Here is an 18,528-nt window from a genome sequence, read left to right as displayed (position 1 = left end):
CACCGACGAGCGCCCGGACGAGAGGAACCATCGTGGTCGAGGTCACCGCAAGCTCCGGACTGCTCAGCAAGACCAAGGTGCACGTGGACGACACCGGCGGCACCGGTCGCCCGGTCGTGCTGATCCACGGTTGGCCGCTCTCGGCCGAGTCGTGGAGCGAGCAGACCGCTGCACTCCGGGACGCCGGATATCGGGTCGTGGCCTACGACCGGCGTGGCTTCGGTCGCAGCGACAAGCCTTCCAAGGGCTACGACTACGACACGTTGGCCGACGATCTCGACAGCGTGCTGAGCGAGCTCGACCTCACCGACGTCACGCTGGTCGGCTTCTCCATGGGTGGCGGGGAGGTGGCGAGATACGTCGCCAAGCACGGTGAGGACCGGCTGCGCTCTGTCGTCTTCGCAGCAGCCGTGCCGCCGTACCTCATGAAGAGCGAGGACAACCCGGACGGTCCCCTCACCGAGGACGCTGCAGCCGCGAAGACCAAGGAGCTCGAGTCCGACCGCACGACGTTCTTCGACGGGTTCATGAACGCCTTCTTCTCGGTCGACGGCGAGGTCAAGGTCACCGAGGAGCAGCGTCAGGAGGCCATCGTGCTGAGCCACCAGAGTGACCAGACGGCCGCACTGGGGTGCATGGAGGCCTTCGCCACGACCGACTTCCGCGACGACCTGCCCAAGATCACGGTTCCAACCCTGGTGATCCATGGCGACGGTGACGCCACGGTGCCCTTCGAGGGGTCCGGCAAGCGGACCCACGAGGCCCTTCCGCACTCCGAGCTGGTCGTGGTCGAGGGCGCTCCCCACGGCTTCAACGTCAGCCACGCCGCGGAGTTCAACCGTGCACTGATCGACTTCCTCGGGCGCTGAGAGTCTCAGGCACCCAGACCCGGCTCGGTCACAGCGCCGGTCGGGTCTGGGGTCCCGCCGTGGCACGAGGCACCGAACTCCGGCGCGGTGTGCCCGTCGCCGTACTCCTCGACGAAAAGGGCCAGGCGCGGGTCGCCAGCGCGCTCCAGGGCCAGCTGGGCCCCCCAGACGGTCACCATGACGGCACTGGGCAGACCCTCGTACGGCGACATGATCCCGTTGTCCGGCAGCTGCTCCGCGAGCGCGTCGACCTCGCGCTCCGGCAGCGCGGGGTCGTAGGTGATCCAGACGGTGCCGTGCTCGAGGTCGTGGACCGCGTTCTCCTCACGGACCGGCTCGTCGTAGACGCCGCACTCCAGCCAGACCGGCGCGTGCGCCCCGCCAGCGGGCGGCATCTGCGGGTAGCCGAGGTCGTCGACGGAGTGGTTTCGATCGGTGATGTCGTAGGTCTGGACCCCCGACAGGTCGACCGGCTCTTCGGCGTAGCCGGCCACCTTCGCGACCAGCGGCGCCGCGAGCGCTCCACCGAGGACGACGGCCGACAGGAGCGCGGAGAGGACCAGCACGAGCTTCGACTCGCCGCCGTCGCCGCCGTCATGGCCGTCATGGCCGTCATGGCCGTCATGGCCGTCGACCGGCGTGACCAACTGCTCGATGGTGGGCCCGGAGCGACGGTCCTCATCAACGTCGGGTCGACCCTCGGGCGGGTGCCGGTAGGGCTCGTAGGGCGGGTCGGTCGAGGTCACCGCGTCAGGCTACCGGCGGCCCTCAGCCGAGCAGCGACTTCACCAGCAACACGGTGGCCGACCCGGCACAGAGCAGCAGCACGGCGCGACGGAAGGCCTCGCGCGGGATCCGGGTGTGGGCGTGGTGTCCCGCCCAGAACGCCAGAGCCACGAGCGGCAGGTAGGTGACGCTGAGTGCGACGGAGGCACGGGGCAGCTCGCCCTCGACCCAGAACAGCACGACGCTCATCACCGAGCCGATGACGAAGAACACCGACAGCGTCCCGCGGACCTCGCGCGGCGGACGGTGAGCCATCACGATCGCCATGGGCGGCCCGCCGATCGCGGCCGCGGTGCCTGCGGTCCCCGCCGCGAGCCCGGCACCCATGAGGGTCAGCGGCGTCTGTCGGACCTCGACGGTATGGAAGGTGAGCCAGACCGCCCCGAGCACCATGAGTCCCACGACGATGCCCAAGCCCCGGTCGGAGAAGGCCGTGGTCAGCCAGACGCCGATGAACGTGCCCGGGACACGGGCTGGAAGGGCCCAGGCGATCACCCGCCAGTCGATGTGGTGTCGCTCGACCCACAACACCCCACTGGACACCGGGACGGCGAGGATCAGCAGCAGGGTCGGCACGAGCGAGGGCTCGATGAGCGCGATCAACGGTGCGCCCAACAGGCCCAGGCCGAGGCCGATGGTGGCCTGCACGAAGGCCCCCACCGCAACGATGGCCGCGATCAGGACGACCGCCCAGAGCGGGACGCCGGCGATCAACGAGCAGCGAGCGTGGCCCGCACCTCTGCCGCGGGCCGGCCGAGCGGCAGGCGGCCGTCGTCACCGACGGCCGCCTGCGCGCGGTCCAGGAAGTCCCGACCGAGCTCGCGCACGGCTCAGGCCTTGAGCAGGTTGCGCAGGACGTACTGCATGATCCCGCCGTGCCGGTAGTAGTTGGCCTCACCCGGGGTGTCGATGCGGACGACCGCGTCGAACTCCGTGTCGCCGGCCTTGACCTTGACGGTCCGGGGCGTGGTGCCGTCGTTGAGCTCGGTGATGCCGGTGATCGCGAACTCCTCCTCACCCGTCAGGCCCAGCGACTCCGCGGTCTGCCCTTGCGGGAACTGCAGCGGGATCACGCCCATGCCGATGAGGTTGGAGCGGTGGATGCGCTCGTAGGACTCGGCGATGACCGCCTTGACACCGAGCAGCGAGGTGCCCTTGGCCGCCCAGTCCCGCGACGAGCCGGAGCCGTACTCCTTGCCCGCCAGGACGACGAGCGGCGTGCCAGCGTCCAGGTAGTGCTCGGAGGCCTCGAACACGCTCGTGACCTCACCGCCGGCCGTGAAGTCGCGCGTCACGCCACCCTCGGTGCCGGGGGCCAGCTGGTTGCGCAGGCGGATGTTGGCGAAGGTGCCGCGGATCATGACCTCGTGGTTGCCGCGGCGTGAGCCGTAGGAGTTGAAGTCACGGTGCCCGACGCCGCGCTCGGCGAGGTAGCGACCGGCCGGGCTGTCCTTCTTGATCGCACCGGCGGGGCTGATGTGGTCGGTGGTGACCGAGTCTCCCAGCTTCAGCAGCACCCGGGCGCCCTCGATGTCTGTCACCGGGGTGGGCTCGTCGGGCATGCCGTCGAAGTAGGGAGGACGCCGGACGTAGGTCGAGTCCTCGTCCCAGGCGAAGGTGTCGCCCTCCGGGGTCGGCAGCGAGCGCCACGTCTCGTCGCCGGCGAAGACGTCCCGGTAGCTCTCGTCGAACATGTCGGAGTTGATCGCGGCGGCGACGACCTCCTCCACCTCCTGCGCGCTGGGCCAGATGTCGCGCATGAAGACGTCGTTGCCGTCCTGGTCCTGGCCCAGCGGGTCGTTGAACAGGTCGACGTCCATGGAACCGGCCAGTGCGTAGGCCACCACGAGGGGCGGTGAGGCGAGGTAGTTCATCTTCACGTCGGGGTTGATGCGACCCTCGAAGTTGCGGTTGCCGGACAGCACCGAGACGACCGCGAGGTCCGCGTCGTTGACGGCTTGGCTGACCTCCGGGATCAGGGGGCCCGAGTTGCCGATGCACGTCGTGCACCCATAGCCGACGAGGTTGAAGCCCAGCTTGTCGAGGTACGGCGTGAGGCCGGACTTCTCGTAGTAGTCGGAGACCACCTTGGAACCGGGAGCCAACGTGGTCTTGACCCACGGCTTGCGCTGCAGGCCCTTCTCCACGGCCTTCTTGGCAAGCAGGGCTGCGCCGATCATCACCGACGGGTTGGAGGTATTGGTGCACGAGGTGATCGCGGCAATCGCCACGGCGCCGTGATCCACCTCGAACTCGGTGCCGTCCTCGAGGGTCACGGTGACGGGGTTGCGGGGTCGACCGTCGCGGGCTGCGGACTTTTCGTCGTGCCAGTCGTTGGGCTCGCCCCCGCCGTTGCCGCCCTCCTCGCTGTCGCCGGTGTTCGACGCAGGCGCGTCGCTCGAGGGGAAGGACTCGGCCGAGGCCTCGTCGACCTCCGACCTCACGCCCTTCGGCTGCTCCTGCTGGGGAACGCCCGGCTTGCGGTCGTCCCCACCGGTGGCACCGTCGGAGACGTAGTCGGCCAGTGCGGTGCGGAAGGCCTGCTTCGCCTCGGACAGCGACACGCGGTCCTGAGGACGCTTCGGGCCGGCCAGGCTGGGGACGACCGTCGAGACGTCGAGCTCGAGGCGCTCGGAGTAGCGCGGCTCAGCGTCGGGGTCGTGCCAGAGACCCTGCTCCTTGGCATAGGCCTCGACGAGCGCCAGCTGCTCGGCGGGACGGCCGGTCAGGCGCAGGTAGTCGATGGTCTGCTCGTCGATCGGGAAGACGGCGATGGTCGAGCCGAACTCCGGGCTCATGTTGCCGATGGTGGCGCGGTTGGCCAACGGCAGAGCTGACACACCGGGGCCGTAGAACTCGACGAACTTGCCGACGACACCGTGCTTGCGCAGCATCTCGGTGATGGTGAGCACCAGGTCGGTGGCGGTGGCGCCCTCGGGCAGGTCGCCGTTCAGCTTGAACCCGACGACGCGCGGGATGAGCATGCTGACGGGCTGACCGAGCATCGCGGCCTCCGCCTCGATGCCGCCCACTCCCCAGCCGACCACACCGATGCCGTTGACCATGGTCGTGTGGGAGTCCGTGCCGACACAGGTGTCGGGGTAGGCCTGCAGCTCGCCATCGACCTCGCGGGTGAAGACGGTGCGCGCGAGGTGCTCGATGTTGACCTGGTGGACGATGCCGGTGCCGGGCGGGACGACCTTGAAGTCGTCGAAGGCACCCTGGCCCCAGCGCAGGAACTGGTAGCGCTCGCGGTTGCGCTCGTACTCGATCTCGACGTTGCGCTCGAAGGCCTCCGGCGTGCCGAAGACGTCAGCGATGACGGAGTGGTCGATGACCATCTCGGCCGGCGCGAGCGGGTTGATCTTCGTCGCGTCGCCGCCGAGCTCGGCCATGGCTTCGCGCATCGTCGCCAGGTCGACGACACAGGGAACGCCGGTGAAGTCCTGCATGATCACCCGAGCGGGGGTGAACTGGATCTCCTTGTCGGGATCCGCCGTCTCGTCCCACCCGGCCAGCGCCCGGATGTCGTCCGAGGTGATGTCCGCGCCGTCCTCGGTGCGGAGCAGGTTCTCGAGGAGCACCTTCAGGCTGAAGGGCAGGGAGGCGACGTCGATCCCGTCGCCCTCGACCGCATCGAGTCGGAAGATCTCGTAGGACGTGCCGTCCACATCGAGGGTGCTCTTGGCGCCGAAGCTGTCTTGACTGGCCATCCGCCACATCTCCTGAGTTGTCTGGTGGATCTCTTCTGGATTTCGATCTGCCTGAGCCCGTGCGTACCCATCTTGCCCCGCGCCGGGCGACCGGTGAGAGCAAGGCGTACCTAAGTCAGTCCCTACGTGAGACGTTTGTCTTGATGTCAAGATACATGACAGCGAGAGACTTGTCATGCCTCACTCGTGGATGTGTTCGCGCCAGTCGTCGGGGACGCGACCCGCTGGACCGGGGACGGGCTGGTCGTCGGGATGCGAGCTCGGTGGAGCCAGCTCCGGGCCGAGGATGCCCTTCTGCTTCTGGTAGTCCCAGAACCAGGACTCGCCAGGCTCGAAGGACTGGACGGCCGGGTGCCCGGTTTCGTGGAAGTGCGCGGTCGAATGCTGGGCCGGCGAGGATTCACAGCACCCCACGTGGCCGCACTGCGCGCAGCGTCTCAGGTGCACCCACCAGCCGCCGGCCGCGTCGCACTCCACACACTCCGACCCACTGGGCGGGACCCCTGCCTCGATGCCGTTGTGGTGTGTCATGGCCGCGACGCTACTCACGTGCGGGCGCTGGCACGAGAGTGTGCGCACGACCGACAGGACTGGCTCGCGCGACACTGACCACGCGGGCCAGAGCGCGGAACTCCTCGGGACGCCGGTTGCGTGACTTCTTGGTGTCCTGCAGGGCCCACTCGGGGATCGACAGGATGTTGCGGCGCTGCGGCGCCCAGCTCTGCCTGGCCTCGGCCACGAGCTCGTCCCACGTCGGGTGCTCGTGGATGTCGTGGGTCGTCAGCCGACGACCCAGCTGCCAGCGCCGGCTGTATCGCACCCTCGGCAGCTCCAGGACTTCGGATCGCCAGCGGAACTGGTCGAACCATGCCGTCGTCTCTGAGCCCTCTGGCGCCCACCACCCCTCGGCCCACACGAACGTGTGAGCCGGATATCGGCGGCCGCCTGCGTCCCGGGCCGCTACCGACGCCATCGGCATGACCGCCTCCCCGGTGCCGTGCACGGTCTCTGCCCGCACGGCGGCCACCGCCAGGTCGACCACGCGCAGGATGCTGACCAACATGCGAGCCGTGGGACTCGTGCGCCCCGTCTCCCACTTGGCAACGGCCGATTGCGAGACGCCCAGCTCATGTGCGAGCTGACGTTGCGAGAGCTTTGCCATGCGGCGTACGCGTCGGATCAGTCCTGAGACCTGCTCATGATCCGCGGACGCGGTCACCCGCGCCCCCACCCGCGCCTGCTCGCCATTCATCGGCTCTGTCGGCTGCGCGTGTGCCTCGTCTGGTCTCTCTGCGTGTCCCTCGTCCGTGTCCATCTCGTCTCCCCCAGCGCCCCGTCCTCGTCCTGACACCATCAGAGCGGGAGGCACCGACATCGATGCTTGGACCTGAGTCCTCCCGAGACTCAGGTCCAAGCGACACAGATCAGGCGAGCGGCGACGGAACTGCCAGGACGGCTCAGAACCCCAGCAGCTTGCCGAGCCCCGAGAACATCGCGCCGAACGCCTTCGCGATCGGGTTGCTGGGCCCGCCGGCATCGGACTTCTGCCAGAAGAGCGGGTGGGGGCCCGTGAACTCGTCGTCGACAAGCGGCGTTGTGCCCCACAGGTACGGCCAGAACACCTCGGTGCGATTGACTCCCACGGTCAGGCGGGAGTCGAACCCCATCACCAGGTTCTGGTCCATCCTCGTGGACCTGCCTTGGGGGCTGGTAGCGACGACATCGCCGCTGCCCTGAACGATCAAGCTGCCGCTGCCGGTGAACATGATGTAGCGCACCTGCCACGTTGCGAAGGATTGGATGCCCCACCGCCAGCGCGTCTCCAACCCCGGCATGCCGATGACACCCACGACGTGCCTGGGACGCATCACCAGGCCTGGGTGGTCCGTGAAGTCGATGCGCATCAGGTACGAGTCGGGGTCGGCGGGCGTTGACAGCGTCACCGAGGTGATCCCCTCGTCGCCGGTGATCCGACTCAATCCGTAGAGCCCGGCCGCGTAGCTGATGAACGGCGACGACCAGTCGTAGAGAAGTCGGCTGCGGATCGTCCCTTGCACCGGACGAACATGTTCCGACCGCGCGGACAAGACCTCACCGGCGCTGAGCTGGATCGTCAGGGTCCGCTGAGCAGCGGCGGTACGGAGGTCAGCAGCCTCGTTCTCAGAGCCCGCCGCCAGGTGGATGGGCTTGTGCACCCGACTGACCACCGGCATCAGCAGGAAGTAGCTGACGATGCGCAGGGCTCCGGGTAGGACGAGAACGAGTAGCGCGATGGCAGCCAACCACTTCCAGGACTGGGCCCACTGGTTGACCACCCATCCCACTCCGGAGGCCTGGGCCTCCTCCAGGCTCTTCTCCTCGGCCTTCTTCTGGCCCAGCTCCGACTCCTTGTTGTCGATCTCTCTCTCGACGAGGGACTGGTCGCCACCTTCGCCGAGCCGGTCGAGCTTCTGCTGAGGGGTCAGGTCGGGGTCGGCAAGGACAGCGGCGTCGTCCTCAGCCCGGCCGAGGTTCCGTTCGATGGTGTCCAGCGTTTCGCCCGCCTTCTCAACCAACATCTCAGCGGCCTTGCACTTCTCGAAGGGTGTCAGGAAGTCGATGACCTCTTGTCTGAAGCTGCAGATTTCTTGCTGGTCGTCACGCAGGCGCTCGATCTCCGCCTTCCTCTCGGTGACGTTGCGGCGCCCGTCCTCGATCTCAGCGTCGATCTTGCCCTCGAGTGACGCGACCGCCTTGAGCTGCTCTTCCGCGGCGGCACTCCTCAGCTGCTCGAGGTCCTCCTCCAGAGCTGCTCGTTCCTCAGCCACCTGTTGCAGTCGATCCCGGTCTGCCACGGCTTCACGGAGAGCTGGCACCAAGGCCTGGATGAGCAGGTAGCCGAGGAACAGCGACAGCACCAAGGCAACCAGCAGACCCGCCTTCCTCAGCAGGAAGCCGAGGACAGACGACATCAGGCGCACGCAGCGATCCTAGTTCGCGTCGGGACCGCTTCTCGTCAACAGGGCGACGCACTCCACGTGGTGGGTCATCGGGAAGAGATCGAAGGCACGGATGGTCTCCAGCCGGTAGCCGTGCTCGGCGAAGATGGCGACGTCGCGAGCCAGCGCCGCCGGGTCACAGGCGACGTAGGCCACGGCGCGAGGTGCTCGGGCGACCACCTGCTCCACCACGGTCCGCTTCGCTCCTTCGCGCGGGGGGTCGAGGACGACGAGGTCGAAGGTCTCGTCGTACGCCGCAGCGAGCACCCGGTCCACCGAGCCGCACTCGACCACGGCGCCCGCGTGGGACGCCAGGTTCTCCGTGGCGTGCTGGGACGCCTTCCGGTCGCCCTCGATCATGACGACGCGCGCAGCCGGTCCGACGGCGTCCGCGAGGAATCGGGCGAAGAGTCCGACACCGGCGTAGAGATCGAGCACTCGCTCGCCGGGTTGGGGCGAGAGCAGGGACAACACGGTCGAGACGAGCACCGCCGGCGCGCCGGGATGCACTTGCCAGAAGCCGTCCGGCTCGACGAGGAAGTCGACTCCCAGCACAGTCTCCACGATCACGGGGCCCGGCGTGGGTTCTCGAGCCGAGATCTGTGCGATCAGGCAGTCGTCCACCGGGACGACCCGGCGCGAGCGGTGGGCGCGGAGTCCGCGAAGGCCAGTCGAGGCCGTCGCCCACTGCATGCGCGTGCGCCAGCGCAGCCCGTCCTCGTCCCCGGGGACCGCCTCGACCTCGACGGCCAGCTCGAGGCCGGCCAGGCGACGCAGCTGCTCCGACACCACGGCGGCCTTCAACGCCCGCTGCGAGGGAAGGGTGACGTGCTGGAAGTCGCAGCCACCGCACAGCCCCGGCCCGGCGACCGCACACGGGGCCGCCACGCGGTCCGGCGAGTCGTCGAGCACCGAGACCACGTCGCCACGCCAGAAGCGGTCGCCGTCCGTGCCCTCGGTGATCTCGACGACGACGCGCTCGCCGGGCAGCGCGTGCCGGGTGAACACCACGCGCGACTCGGGCGCTGGCAGTCGAACGATGCAGTGCCCACCGTGCGCGACCGGCCCGACGACTGCCTCGAACCGGTCGCCGACGCGCGAGTGGCCTCGCTCCTTGCGCGGTCGGGGACGTCGGTTCATTCGTGGATCTGCCGGTCTCGGTCGGAGTCATCGGACTTGCGCAGGACCCGTCCACGACGGAGGTCGCCCGCCTGGACGCGCTGGTCCTCGCGGGTCCCGCGCTCCTCGGCGATCAGGGAGGACCGCAGCTGGTAGGGCACCGAGGTGACCATCACGCCCGGCGTGAAGAGGAGCCGGCCCTTGAGCCGCAGGGCGGTCTGGTTGTGCAGGAGCTGCTCCCACCAGCGACCCACGACGTATTCGGGGATGTAGACCGCCACGACTCCGCGCGGGTTGGCTCGACGGATCTCCCGGGCGTACTCCACGATCGGTCGCACGATCTCGCGGTACGGCGAGTGGAGCACCTTGAGCGGCGTGTCCAGGTTGCGCTCGTCCCACTCCTCCAACAACCGGTTGGTCGCCGCCGCGTCGATCGAGACGTAGATGCCCTCCAGGATGTTGGGCCGCGTCGCCTTGGCGAAGGCGAGGGCGCGCAGCGTGGGCTTGTGGAGCCGGGAGACCAGCACGATGGCGTGCACCCGGGTCGGGAGCACCTTGTCCTGCTCGTCGGCGGCGAGCTCGAGCTCAACCATCGCGTAGTGGTTGCCGATCCCCCTCATGATCAGGAAGAAGATGCCCATCGCGATGATCGTTATCCAGGCTCCGGCAAGGAACTTGGTGGCCAGGACGATCACCAGCACCACTGCCGTCATGCCCAGCCCGAATGTGTTGATCGCCCGTGAGCGCATCATCCGGCGCCGCGACGCCGGGTCGGTCTCGGTCTTCAGGTGTCGCGTCCAGTGGCGGATCATGCCGAGCTGGCTGATGTTGAAGGAGACGAAGACACCGACGATGTAGAGCTGGATCAGCTTGGTCGTCTCGGCGTCGAAGACCACGATCAGGAGCACCGACATGGCGGCGAGGAAGACGATGCCGTTGCTGTAGGCGAGGCGGTCGCCCCGCGAGCCCAGCGAGCGCGGGGCGAGACCGTCCTGGGCGAGGATCGAGCCGAGCACGGGGAACCCGTTGAAGGCCGTGTTGGCCGCCAGCACCAGGATGATGCCGGTCACGGTGATGACGAAGTAGAACCCCGGCGAGAACCCGTCGAACACCCCGGCAGCGATCTGCGAGATCACCGGGTGCTGCTCGTAGCCGCGGGGCAACGCTCCCCCGGCGGCGTCCTGGAGCCGCTCGAGCTCGTGCGGGTCGACGTAGCGGATGCTCATCTGCTTGGCCAGCACGATGACGCTCATCATCATGGTGACGGCAATGAGGGCGAGCAGGAGCAGCGTGGTCGCGGCGTTCTTGCTCTTCGGCCGCTGGAAGGCCGGGACACCGTTGGAGATGGCCTCGACACCCGTGAGCGCGGCGCAGCCCGACGAGAAGGCGCGCGCCAGCAGGAACACCATCGCCACCTGGGTCAGTGGACCGTCCCAGCCCTGCGCAGGCTCGATGGTGAGGTCCGCGCTCTCGGCCAGGGGCAGGTCGCCCAACAGCAGTCGGGTCAGGCCGAAGGCGCACATCCCCAGGATCGCGACCATGAAGAGATACGTCGGTATGGCGAAGTAGGCACCGGACTCCCGGACCCCGCGCAGGTTGAGCGCCGCGAGGAACACCACCGCGACGCTGGCAGCCGTCGCCTCATGGTCGATCAGGGCCGGGATCGCTCCGGCGGCGTACTGCGCAGCCGACGAGATGGAGACCGCGACGGTCAACACGTAGTCGACGAGCAGAGCACTGGCCACCGTGATGCCGGCGTTGCGGCCGAGGTTGACGGTCGCCACCTCGTAGTCACCGCCGCCGGACGGGTAGGCGTGCACGGTCTGGCGGTAGGAGGCGACCACGGTGATCATGACGATCGCGACAGCCAGCCCGATCTTCCAGCTCCAGACGTACGCCGACGCCCCGGCCACGCTGAGCATGATGAAGATCTCGTCAGGGGCGTAGGCCACCGAGGACAGCGCGTCACTCGCGAACACGGGAAGCGCGATGCGCTTGGGAAGCAGGGTCTCACCGAGCTGACTGCTCCGGAGCTTGCGTCCGAGCAGGATTCGTTTAGATACGTCGCCGACACCCACGAGGGGACAGCGTAGTCACGGGTCGGCGCCTCCGTTCGCACCCCCGGCTCGGCGGGAGACCGTGGCGGCGACCGGCTGGGATACGGTTCGCTCGTGCACGTCGTCATCATGGGCTGTGGCCGGGTCGGTTCGACCCTTGCCCGAAGCCTCGAGGATCGCAACCATACGGTTTCCATCATCGACAGCGACCCGGACGCGTTCCGGCGTCTCGGTCCGTCCTTCAACGGCGACAAGATCACCGGCTACGGCTTCGACCAGGAGGTCCTGGAGAAGGCGGGCGTTCGTCGGGCAGAGGCCTTCGCGGCTGTCTCCAGCGGTGACAACTCCAACATCATCGCTGCCCGGGTGGCGCGCGAGACGTTCGGCATCCAGCAGGTGGTGGCCCGGATCTACGACCCCGGCCGCGCCGAGGTCTACCAGCGCCTGGGGATCACCACGGTCGCCACGGTCAAGTGGACCGCCGACCAGGTGCTGCGCCGGATCCTGCCGGCGGGCGCCGAGCCCGACTTCCGCGACCCGTCGGGCACCATCCGTCTCGACCACATCCAGGCGCCCGAGCAGTGGATCGGTGAGCGCACGATCCACTTCCAGGAGCAGTCACGCAGCCGCATCGCGTGGATCGACCGCCTCGGCGAGGGGATGATCCCGACCCGGGAGACCATCCTCCAGGAGGGTGACATGCTTCACCTCGTCATGCGCGAAGAGACCGCGGCGCACGCCTACTCAGTGCTCGACCGCGGACCGGAGGAGCAGTAGAGATGCGCGTAGCCATCGCCGGAGCGGGCGCTGTCGGCCGCTCGATCGCCCGCGAGCTCATCGGCAACGGTCACCAGGTGCTGCTGATCGACAAGTCCCCCAGCTCGATCCGTCCCGAGCGGGTGCCCGACGCGGAGTGGCTGCTGGCCGACTCCTGTGAGCTCTCCTCCCTCGAGGAGGCGCAGTTCGACAAGTGCGACGTGGTCATCGCCGCGACCGGGGACGACAAGGTCAATCTCGTGACCTCGCTGTTGGCGAAGACCGAGTTCGGTGTGCCCCGCACGGTCGCCCGGGTCAACCACCCCAACAACGAGTGGCTGTTCACCGAGGCGTGGGGCGTCGACGTCAACGTGTCGACGCCGCGCATCATGTCGGCGCTCGTGGAGGAGGCCGTCAGTGTCGGTGACCTGGTCCGGCTCTTCACCTTCCGCCAGGGCAACGCCAACCTCGTGGAGATGACGCTGCCGCCCGAGTCGCCCTACGTCGGCACCCCGAGCGGGCTGGTGCCGTTCCCCGACAACTGCGCGCTGGTGACGATCCTCCGGGACGGACAGGTCTACTCACCCAGTGGCGAGCAGCTGCTGGAGGCTGGTGACGAACTGCTGTTCGTCGTGCCGGCCGACGTCGAGGAAGAGCTCGAGCGACTGCTGTCGCCCACCAGCCACGGCGGCTGAGCCCACCGCAGGCCGCACCACAGGCGCGCCAGCGCCGCACGTCAGGTCGTGGGAGAGACCGGCGTCTGGTTGCGGGTGAGGAGCCAGGCCATGGACGCCAGAGCGGCGATCTGCAACGGCCATCCCAGGCCGATCTTGAGAGCCCCGAGGATGGCGACCGCCGTGTCCGGATCCATCGAGCCCGAGTTGCCGGCGAGCCAGACGGGAGCCTGGAGGGCGACCCGCAGCAGGCACGGCAGCACCAGGAGCCACGTCAGGCGGGTGCACAGCTTCACGATCTGCTTGTCCTGGTGCCATGCGGTCGGGTCCCCCGTGACGCTGCCGACCATGAAGCCGACGATCGGCCAGCCGATCAGGCAGGTCAGCGCCAGCACCACGGTGTAGGCCGAGTTGTAGAGGATCCCGGGCAGGAAGTAGGCGAGCGCCTGCTCCTCCTCGGAGCCTCCACTGGCCGCCGACCTGGCGACGAACAACCACCCGATGCCGATGCCGACCATCGCGTTGACCACGAACTGGACCGTCGAGCGCTGGAACAACCGGATGACGAGCAGCACCACGGCCGCCGACAGGCTCACGACCAGGGCGAGATTGAGCTCGCGGGTGGTCAGCCACAGGACCGTGAAGGCGATCGTCGGGACGGCCGCCTCGACCATGCCACGCCGCCCGCCGAGGGCCTGGGTGAGCTGGCGGCGTACGACGGCCTCCACCGTCTCGACGGTGGCGGGAGCCTCGGGCGTCGCAGCCTCGCTCACGGGATCAGCTCGTAGCGCGGGTTGAACAGGACACGGTGGCCGGTGGCCGAGCCGATCCGGCCCTCGACGCGCATCGCCCGTCCGGGACCGATCCCGGCGATCCGCCGCCGACCGAGCCACACGATCGTGATGACTCCGCTGCCGTCCTCGAGCTCGGCCTCGAGCGCCGGCACGCCGCCGCGCGGACGCAGCGTCACGGTCTTGATGGTGCCGCGCAGGCTCACGCGTTCGCGGTCGGGCGCCTCACCGATCGGAACGTCGCCGGCGGCAGCGTGGGCCGCGCGCAGGTCGCGCGCGTGCGCCTCGCCGGTGTCCGCCCACCGCGACAGGCTGCGCCGCAGTCTGCTCTTGTGCTCGGTCACGACGTCGGTCACTTCACCCGTCGGGCCTGCTCGGGCAGGGTGGCCGGCAGCGGCTCGCCCACGGGCATCGCGCCGGCACCGCGGCGTACGACGACCTGCGCCAATGCGTCCTCCCACTCCCCCGCTTCCTCGGGCTGCACCGCCGGCCGACCGAGGAAGGAGGCGCGCAGCATCCAGCGCTGGCCGTTGATGCCGACGATCCGGGTGGGCTGCAGCGCCACTTCGCCGTCGGGCTTGCGCACCGGCATCTGGCAGACGAGCTCGGTCCCGAACCGGCCTTCGCGCTCCTCGGCGCGCCCACCACGCCCGACGATGTCGTCGAGGATCTGCGGTCGCACGGTGCCCCACAGGTCACCGTTGCGGGGTGCTGCGAAGGCCTGCAGCTCGAGCGCGCCGTCCGGGCCGGTCAGCATCACGGCCTGGACGGCGCCGCTCGGCTCGTCGACCTGGAGCCGCAGCTCACGCCCGTCGCTGGGGATGATCAGGAGCGAGCCGAGATCGACGCGCTGGACGCCGTCGTCCTGGACCTGGGACTCGTCAAAGGGTCCGTCCGTGCGCGGTCCGGTTGATGCGTCCGGGGCAGGCTGGTCCTCGGCGACCTCCGCACTCGACGGGGAGACGGGTTCGGAGGTGGGCTCCGACTTGCGGCGGAACTTCACGTCAGTCACTCCATTCGTGGTGCTGCAGGTCCGGGCTGTGACGTGCTCACGACGGAGCGAAGCCACCGGTAGAACCGTAACCCCCCGCACCTCGTCGTGAGTCGGGGAGTACGTCGACCTCGACGAAGCGGGCGCGCTCGAAGCGCTGGACGAGGAGCTGGGCCACCCGGTCACCGCGCCTCAACGTCACCGGCAGGTGGCGGTCGTGGTTGACGAGCAGGACCTTGATCTCACCGCGATAGCCGGCATCCACGGTCCCCGGCGTGTTGACGATCGAGAGCCCATGACGAGCGGCCAGCCCGGATCGGGGGTGGATGAGGGCGACGAAGCCCGCCGGCAGGGCGATCGAGATGCCGGTCGGCACCAGGGCTCGCTCACCCGGCGCCAGGGTGACGTCCACCGTGCTGTGCAGGTCGGCTCCGGCGTCACCGGGGTGGGCGTAGGCCGGGAGCGGGAGGTCGGGATCGAGGCGGACGATCTGGACGTCGAGGTCAGTGGCGGGCTCGTCGGGCACCCGCGGAATCTACCCGCCCGCAGCGGCTCCCGGGAGCCCGCCTAGGCTCTTTGGCGTGGAGTTCGCGGAACGGCTGAGCGTGCCGCTGCGCTGGTGGGCGCAGGGAACCATGATGGTCGCCACCCTGTGGCTGGCCCTCGTCGTCGCGGTCCCACTCACCCTCGCCTGGGTCGTGACCGGGGTGGCCATGGCCCTCCTGAGCGCCCTCTTCATCTCGTACGGCGCCGCGCGGGTCAGCGTCGGCGACGGCGTCCTGCAGGCCGGTCGTGCGCAGATCGCGACCGAGCACCTCGGTGCCGTCACGCCGCTCGACCCCGAAGCCATGCGACTGCTGGCCGGGCGCGACGCCGACGCCCGGGCGTTCCTGCTCCTGCGCCCCTACCTCAAGCGTGGTGTGCGCGTGGACCTCGACGACCCGAGCGACCCTGCGCCGTACTGGCTGATCAGCTCGCGGCATCCCGATCGGCTCGCGGCCGCGCTGGTCGCTGCGACCCCCAGCAGCCGCCAGCGGCCCGGATCGTCTGGATAGGGTGGCGACATGGCATCTGGATCCAGCAGCAAGGTATGGACGGCGTTCTCCCTGGCCTCGGCGCTCGGAGCGGCGGCGGTGGCCCGGAAGGGTCTGAACACCACGTGGCGCGCGGCGACGGGCAAGAACCCGCCGGCCAACCCGGCCGACCCCGATGTCGACGTGTGGGAGGCAGTCGCCTGGGCCGCCTTCAGCGGCACGGTCATCCAGGTCGCCCGCATGCTCGCCGGGCGCAAGGCAGCGCACTACTACGCACGGTCGACCGGCCATCTCCCGCCCGGACTGCGGCCCCAGGACCGGGACGCCGATGACGCCCCGGCTCAGGTGACCTGAGCGGGACGTCCCGCGTCACGACTCAGGCGCAGTCGCGGCAGATCAGCTTCTTCTCGTCCGCGAGCTGCGAACGGTGATGCACCAGGAAGCAGCTCCGGCAGGTGAACTCGTCCTCCTGCCGCGGCATCACCTCGACAGCAAGCTCTTCGTGCGACAGGTCGGCGCCGGGCAGCTCGAAGGATTCGGCCGCCTCGGTCTCGTCCTCGTCGACCTTGCCGGAGTTCTTGTCGTGGCGACGAGCCTTGAGCTCCTCGATGCTCTCTTCGCTCTGGTCTTCCTCGGTCTTGCGCGGCGCGTCGTAGTCAGTTGCCATCTTCGTCCCTCTCACCCTCAGCGCGAGATCCGGCGGCGGGATCTCGTCATGCTCGTCGGCGCCAGATTGTGCACCATCGACGTGGCGCCTGCTACGGCGCACCCGTCGTGTCCCGTGAACAGAAGATGTGCACTTCCTATTCCCGCTCGGCTCAGGCGAGGAAGCCGGCGCCGCGAAGCGCCTCGACGAAGGTGTCCCAGCCCGCGGCCGGCGCACCGGTGGCGAGCCCGTGGGAGGCTGCCCCGGGGACAGCCTCGACCAGCCGCCCCGCCAGCAGGCCGAACCGTCCGCCGGCCTCGGTCAGCACCAGCGCTCCGGCGCTGTAGTCCCACGGCTGGGGCCCCTCCTCGACGTACGCGTCGCCACTGCCGTCAGCGACATGGCACAGGTCAAGGGCGCAGGAGCCCAGGCGTCGGATGTCACGCACGTGCGGCAGCAGCGCAGCCACGCACGCCCCCTGGTGGGCACGCACGTCCCCGCGGTAGCCGAAGCCGGTCAGCACGAGGCGTTCGGCCAGGGGCGGGCTGGGGCGTACGGCGATGGGCCGGCCGTCGCGCGTCGCACCGGCACCCAGCGCTGCGGCGTACTCCACGCCCGAGGAGCCGTTGATGACGACACCCGCGACCACCTCGCCCTCGACCTCGGCGGCGATGGAGACGGCCCAGTCGGGCAGCCCGTAGAGGTAGTTGACCGTGCCGTCGATCGGGTCGATGACCCATCGCACGGCGCTCGTGCCGGGATGGTCGTCGCCCTCCTCCCCCAAGATCGCGTCGTCGGGGCGCGCGGTGAGGATCCGTCGCCTGATGAGCTCCTCACACCTGCGGTCGGCCGCAGTGACGACGTCGACCGCGCTGCTCTTGGTGTCGGCGACCTCGATGCCGCTCTCCCGCATCGACCTGGCCAGGGTCACGGCCTCCCGGCCCACGACGAGCGCCAGGTCGCGCAGCTCGATGCCGAGGTCGTGCGGCGGCGTGCTCACGAGTCCTGCTCGCACAGCGCCGGGCGCTCACCTCGCGGATTGGGGCAACAGCCCACCGCGCAGACACCCGACCACGCCGCCAGGGTCCCCACCGACTCGGGCTGCACAGGCTCCCCGCGTTCGGCCGCCGCACGCTCAACGAGCAGGTCTCGCACCATCGCGACGAATCGTCCGTCCACCCCCGGGGTCGAGGCCCGGGCGGCCTCCAGACCGAGCTTCTCGGCCGTGGCCAGCGCCTCGGTGTCGAGGTCGTAGATGACCTCCATGTGGTCCGAGACGAAGCCGATGGGGATCAGCACGACGGCCTTCGTGCCCGTGGCGGCCAGCGCCTCGAGGTGGTCGTTCACATCGGGCTCGAGCCAAGGGGTCCTCGGCGACCCCGAGCGCGAGCAGTAGACGAGGTCGTGCCGCCGCCGGCGTCCCGTCTGGTGTCGCAGCCGTGCACTCACCTCCTCGACCGCGCTGAGGTGCTGTCTCACGTAGGCGTCGCCGTCGGGGCCGCTCGTCCGCGCCATCTCCGTGGGGATCGAGTGGGTGACGAAGACCAGCACGGCCTCGTCGCGCAGCTTGTCGGACAGCTCGGACAACGAGGTGAGGGCGGCGTCCACGACTGCTTCGATGAAGCCCGGGTGGTTGAAGTACTGACGCAGCCGGTCCAGGCGAGGCGCTCCCTCGACCTGGGCGACCGCCTCAGCGAGGTCCTCGCGATACTGACGGCACGAGGAGTAGGACGAGTAGGCCGACGTGGTCAGGACCGCTGCGCGCCGGATGCCGTCGTCGCGCATCTGCGTCATCGCCTCGGTCAGGTAGGGGTCCCAGTTGCGGTTGCCCCAATAGACCGGCAGGTCGATCCCGTTGCCTCGGAGGTCGTCGCGGATCGCCGCCAGCAGCGCGCGATTCTGGTCGTTGATCGGGCTGCGGCCACCGAAGAGGAAGTAGTGCTCCCCGACCGCCTCGAGTCGCTCCGGCGGGATCCTGCGACCACGGGTGACGTTCTCCAGGAACGGGATCACGTCCTCCGGCTTCTCCGGCCCACCGAAGGAGAGCAGCACGAGCGCGTCGTACGGCGAGACGTCTGGACCGAGCGAGGAAGACATGGCGTCAGCGTAGTGAC

The 18,528-nt window shown here is 69.2% G+C and carries 20 protein-coding genes; 5 read left to right on the top strand and 15 right to left on the bottom strand.

Annotation, left to right across the window (positions count from 1 at the left end; genetic code table 11):
- Positions 1 to 32: 32 nt before the first annotated feature.
- Positions 33 to 869 (top strand): alpha/beta hydrolase, encoded by an 837-nt coding sequence (locus VNJ48_RS20215; RefSeq protein ID WP_325605496.1) that lies wholly within the window; start codon positions 33 to 35, stop codon positions 867 to 869.
- Between the two features lie 5 nt (positions 870 to 874).
- On the opposite strand, the gene VNJ48_RS20210 is transcribed toward VNJ48_RS20215, so the two are convergent.
- The 8 genes from VNJ48_RS20210 to VNJ48_RS20175 all read right to left on the bottom strand — a co-directional run bounded on the left by VNJ48_RS20210 (position 875) and on the right by VNJ48_RS20175 (position 11,543).
- The gene (locus tag VNJ48_RS20210; RefSeq protein WP_325605494.1) at positions 875 to 1,615 is read right to left on the bottom strand and encodes a DUF3105 domain-containing protein; all 741 of its coding nucleotides are present in this window, start codon (positions 1,613 to 1,615) and stop codon (positions 875 to 877) included.
- Positions 1,616 to 1,637: 22 nt separating this feature from the next.
- Complete coding sequence (locus tag VNJ48_RS20205; RefSeq protein WP_325605492.1) at positions 1,638 to 2,369, bottom strand: sulfite exporter TauE/SafE family protein; 732 nt, start codon at positions 2,367 to 2,369, stop codon at positions 1,638 to 1,640.
- A gap of 116 nt (positions 2,370 to 2,485) precedes the next feature.
- Complete coding sequence (locus VNJ48_RS20200) at positions 2,486 to 5,368, bottom strand: aconitate hydratase (protein WP_325605490.1); 2,883 nt, start codon at positions 5,366 to 5,368, stop codon at positions 2,486 to 2,488.
- Between the two features lie 180 nt (positions 5,369 to 5,548).
- Positions 5,549 to 5,899, bottom strand: a complete 351-nt coding sequence (locus VNJ48_RS20195; RefSeq protein WP_325605488.1) for a UBP-type zinc finger domain-containing protein — start codon at positions 5,897 to 5,899, stop codon at positions 5,549 to 5,551.
- Positions 5,900 to 5,909: 10 nt separating this feature from the next.
- Positions 5,910 to 6,683 carry a helix-turn-helix transcriptional regulator gene (locus tag VNJ48_RS20190; protein WP_325605486.1) on the bottom strand — a complete coding sequence of 258 codons (774 nt, stop codon included), beginning with the start codon at positions 6,681 to 6,683 and terminating at the stop codon, positions 5,910 to 5,912.
- Positions 6,684 to 6,825: 142 nt separating this feature from the next.
- Entirely contained in the window at positions 6,826 to 8,328 is a 1,503-nt protein-coding gene (locus VNJ48_RS20185) for a hypothetical protein (RefSeq protein WP_325605484.1), read from the bottom strand.
- Between the two features lie 9 nt (positions 8,329 to 8,337).
- On the bottom strand, positions 8,338 to 9,486 hold the full coding sequence (locus VNJ48_RS20180; RefSeq protein WP_325605483.1) for a class I SAM-dependent RNA methyltransferase: 1,149 nt from the start codon (positions 9,484 to 9,486) through the stop codon (positions 8,338 to 8,340).
- Positions 9,483 to 11,543 (bottom strand): APC family permease, encoded by a 2,061-nt coding sequence (locus VNJ48_RS20175; RefSeq protein ID WP_325605481.1) that lies wholly within the window; start codon positions 11,541 to 11,543, stop codon positions 9,483 to 9,485. The genes VNJ48_RS20180 and VNJ48_RS20175 overlap by 4 nt, the downstream gene beginning before the upstream one ends.
- Positions 11,544 to 11,636: 93 nt before the next feature.
- On the opposite strand from VNJ48_RS20175, the gene VNJ48_RS20170 reads away from it, so the two are divergent.
- Both VNJ48_RS20170 and VNJ48_RS20165 read left to right on the top strand, forming a co-directional pair.
- Entirely contained in the window at positions 11,637 to 12,299 is a 663-nt protein-coding gene (locus VNJ48_RS20170; RefSeq protein ID WP_325605479.1) for a TrkA family potassium uptake protein, read from the top strand.
- 2 nt (positions 12,300 to 12,301) lie between these two features.
- Positions 12,302 to 12,973, top strand: a complete 672-nt coding sequence (locus VNJ48_RS20165) for a TrkA family potassium uptake protein (RefSeq protein ID WP_325605477.1) — start codon at positions 12,302 to 12,304, stop codon at positions 12,971 to 12,973.
- 41 nt (positions 12,974 to 13,014) lie between these two features.
- On the opposite strand, the gene VNJ48_RS20160 is transcribed toward VNJ48_RS20165, so the two are convergent.
- From VNJ48_RS20160 to dut, 4 genes are read right to left on the bottom strand one after another with little or no spacing between them, the layout of a single operon-like run.
- Positions 13,015 to 13,725 carry a DUF3159 domain-containing protein gene (locus tag VNJ48_RS20160; protein ID WP_325605475.1) on the bottom strand — a complete coding sequence of 237 codons (711 nt, stop codon included), beginning with the start codon at positions 13,723 to 13,725 and terminating at the stop codon, positions 13,015 to 13,017.
- The gene (locus VNJ48_RS20155; protein WP_325605473.1) at positions 13,722 to 14,087 is read right to left on the bottom strand and encodes an OB-fold nucleic acid binding domain-containing protein; all 366 of its coding nucleotides are present in this window, start codon (positions 14,085 to 14,087) and stop codon (positions 13,722 to 13,724) included. Before VNJ48_RS20155 ends, VNJ48_RS20160 begins: the two co-directional genes overlap by 4 nt.
- Before the next feature lie 8 nt (positions 14,088 to 14,095).
- Positions 14,096 to 14,755 (bottom strand): DUF3710 domain-containing protein, encoded by a 660-nt coding sequence (locus VNJ48_RS20150; RefSeq protein ID WP_325605471.1) that lies wholly within the window; start codon positions 14,753 to 14,755, stop codon positions 14,096 to 14,098.
- 37 nt (positions 14,756 to 14,792) lie between these two features.
- The gene (gene dut / locus VNJ48_RS20145) at positions 14,793 to 15,260 is read right to left on the bottom strand and encodes a dUTP diphosphatase (protein WP_325605469.1); all 468 of its coding nucleotides are present in this window, start codon (positions 15,258 to 15,260) and stop codon (positions 14,793 to 14,795) included.
- A gap of 55 nt (positions 15,261 to 15,315) precedes the next feature.
- On the opposite strand from dut, the gene VNJ48_RS20140 reads away from it, so the two are divergent.
- Both VNJ48_RS20140 and VNJ48_RS20135 read left to right on the top strand, forming a co-directional pair.
- Positions 15,316 to 15,789 (top strand): DUF3093 domain-containing protein, encoded by a 474-nt coding sequence (locus VNJ48_RS20140; RefSeq protein ID WP_325605468.1) that lies wholly within the window; start codon positions 15,316 to 15,318, stop codon positions 15,787 to 15,789.
- 9 nt (positions 15,790 to 15,798) lie between these two features.
- Complete coding sequence (locus VNJ48_RS20135) at positions 15,799 to 16,122, top strand: DUF4235 domain-containing protein (RefSeq protein ID WP_325605466.1); 324 nt, start codon at positions 15,799 to 15,801, stop codon at positions 16,120 to 16,122.
- 22 nt (positions 16,123 to 16,144) lie between these two features.
- Here VNJ48_RS20135 and VNJ48_RS20130 read toward each other — a convergent pair whose 3' ends face one another.
- The 3 genes from VNJ48_RS20130 to VNJ48_RS20120 all read right to left on the bottom strand — a co-directional run bounded on the left by VNJ48_RS20130 (position 16,145) and on the right by VNJ48_RS20120 (position 18,511).
- Positions 16,145 to 16,435, bottom strand: a complete 291-nt coding sequence (locus VNJ48_RS20130) for a DUF4193 domain-containing protein (RefSeq protein WP_325605464.1) — start codon at positions 16,433 to 16,435, stop codon at positions 16,145 to 16,147.
- Between the two features lie 151 nt (positions 16,436 to 16,586).
- Entirely contained in the window at positions 16,587 to 17,414 is an 828-nt protein-coding gene (locus VNJ48_RS20125; protein WP_325605463.1) for an inositol monophosphatase family protein, read from the bottom strand.
- Positions 17,411 to 18,511: a ferrochelatase gene (locus VNJ48_RS20120; protein ID WP_325605461.1), complete on the bottom strand. Its 1,101-nt coding sequence runs from the start codon at positions 18,509 to 18,511 to the stop codon at positions 17,411 to 17,413. Before VNJ48_RS20120 ends, VNJ48_RS20125 begins: the two co-directional genes overlap by 4 nt.
- Between the last annotated feature and the right edge of the window lie 17 nt (positions 18,512 to 18,528).

Origin of the sequence: Nocardioides sp. (genome assembly GCF_035576065.1) — a bacterium.
Classification (GTDB): domain Bacteria; phylum Actinomycetota; class Actinomycetes; order Propionibacteriales; family Nocardioidaceae; genus Nocardioides.
The sequence above is the reverse complement of the archived record's forward strand: the minus strand, read 5'-3'. Positions and strand labels throughout refer to the sequence as shown.

Coding starts and splice junctions, on each gene's coding strand:
- VNJ48_RS20180 (WP_325605483.1), bottom strand. CDS start 9,486: ATGAACCGACGTCCCCGACCGCGCAAGGAGCGAGGCCACTCGCGCGTC.
- VNJ48_RS20195 (WP_325605488.1), bottom strand. CDS start 5,899: ATGACACACCACAACGGCATCGAGGCAGGGGTCCCGCCCAGTGGGTCG.
- VNJ48_RS20190 (WP_325605486.1), bottom strand. CDS start 6,683: ATGGACACGGACGAGGGACACGCAGAGAGACCAGACGAGGCACACGCG.
- VNJ48_RS20130 (WP_325605464.1), bottom strand. CDS start 16,435: ATGGCAACTGACTACGACGCGCCGCGCAAGACCGAGGAAGACCAGAGC.
- VNJ48_RS20200 (WP_325605490.1), bottom strand. CDS start 5,368: ATGGCCAGTCAAGACAGCTTCGGCGCCAAGAGCACCCTCGATGTGGAC.
- VNJ48_RS20135 (WP_325605466.1), top strand. CDS start 15,799: ATGGCATCTGGATCCAGCAGCAAGGTATGGACGGCGTTCTCCCTGGCC.
- VNJ48_RS20165 (WP_325605477.1), top strand. CDS start 12,302: ATGCGCGTAGCCATCGCCGGAGCGGGCGCTGTCGGCCGCTCGATCGCC.
- VNJ48_RS20120 (WP_325605461.1), bottom strand. CDS start 18,511: ATGTCTTCCTCGCTCGGTCCAGACGTCTCGCCGTACGACGCGCTCGTG.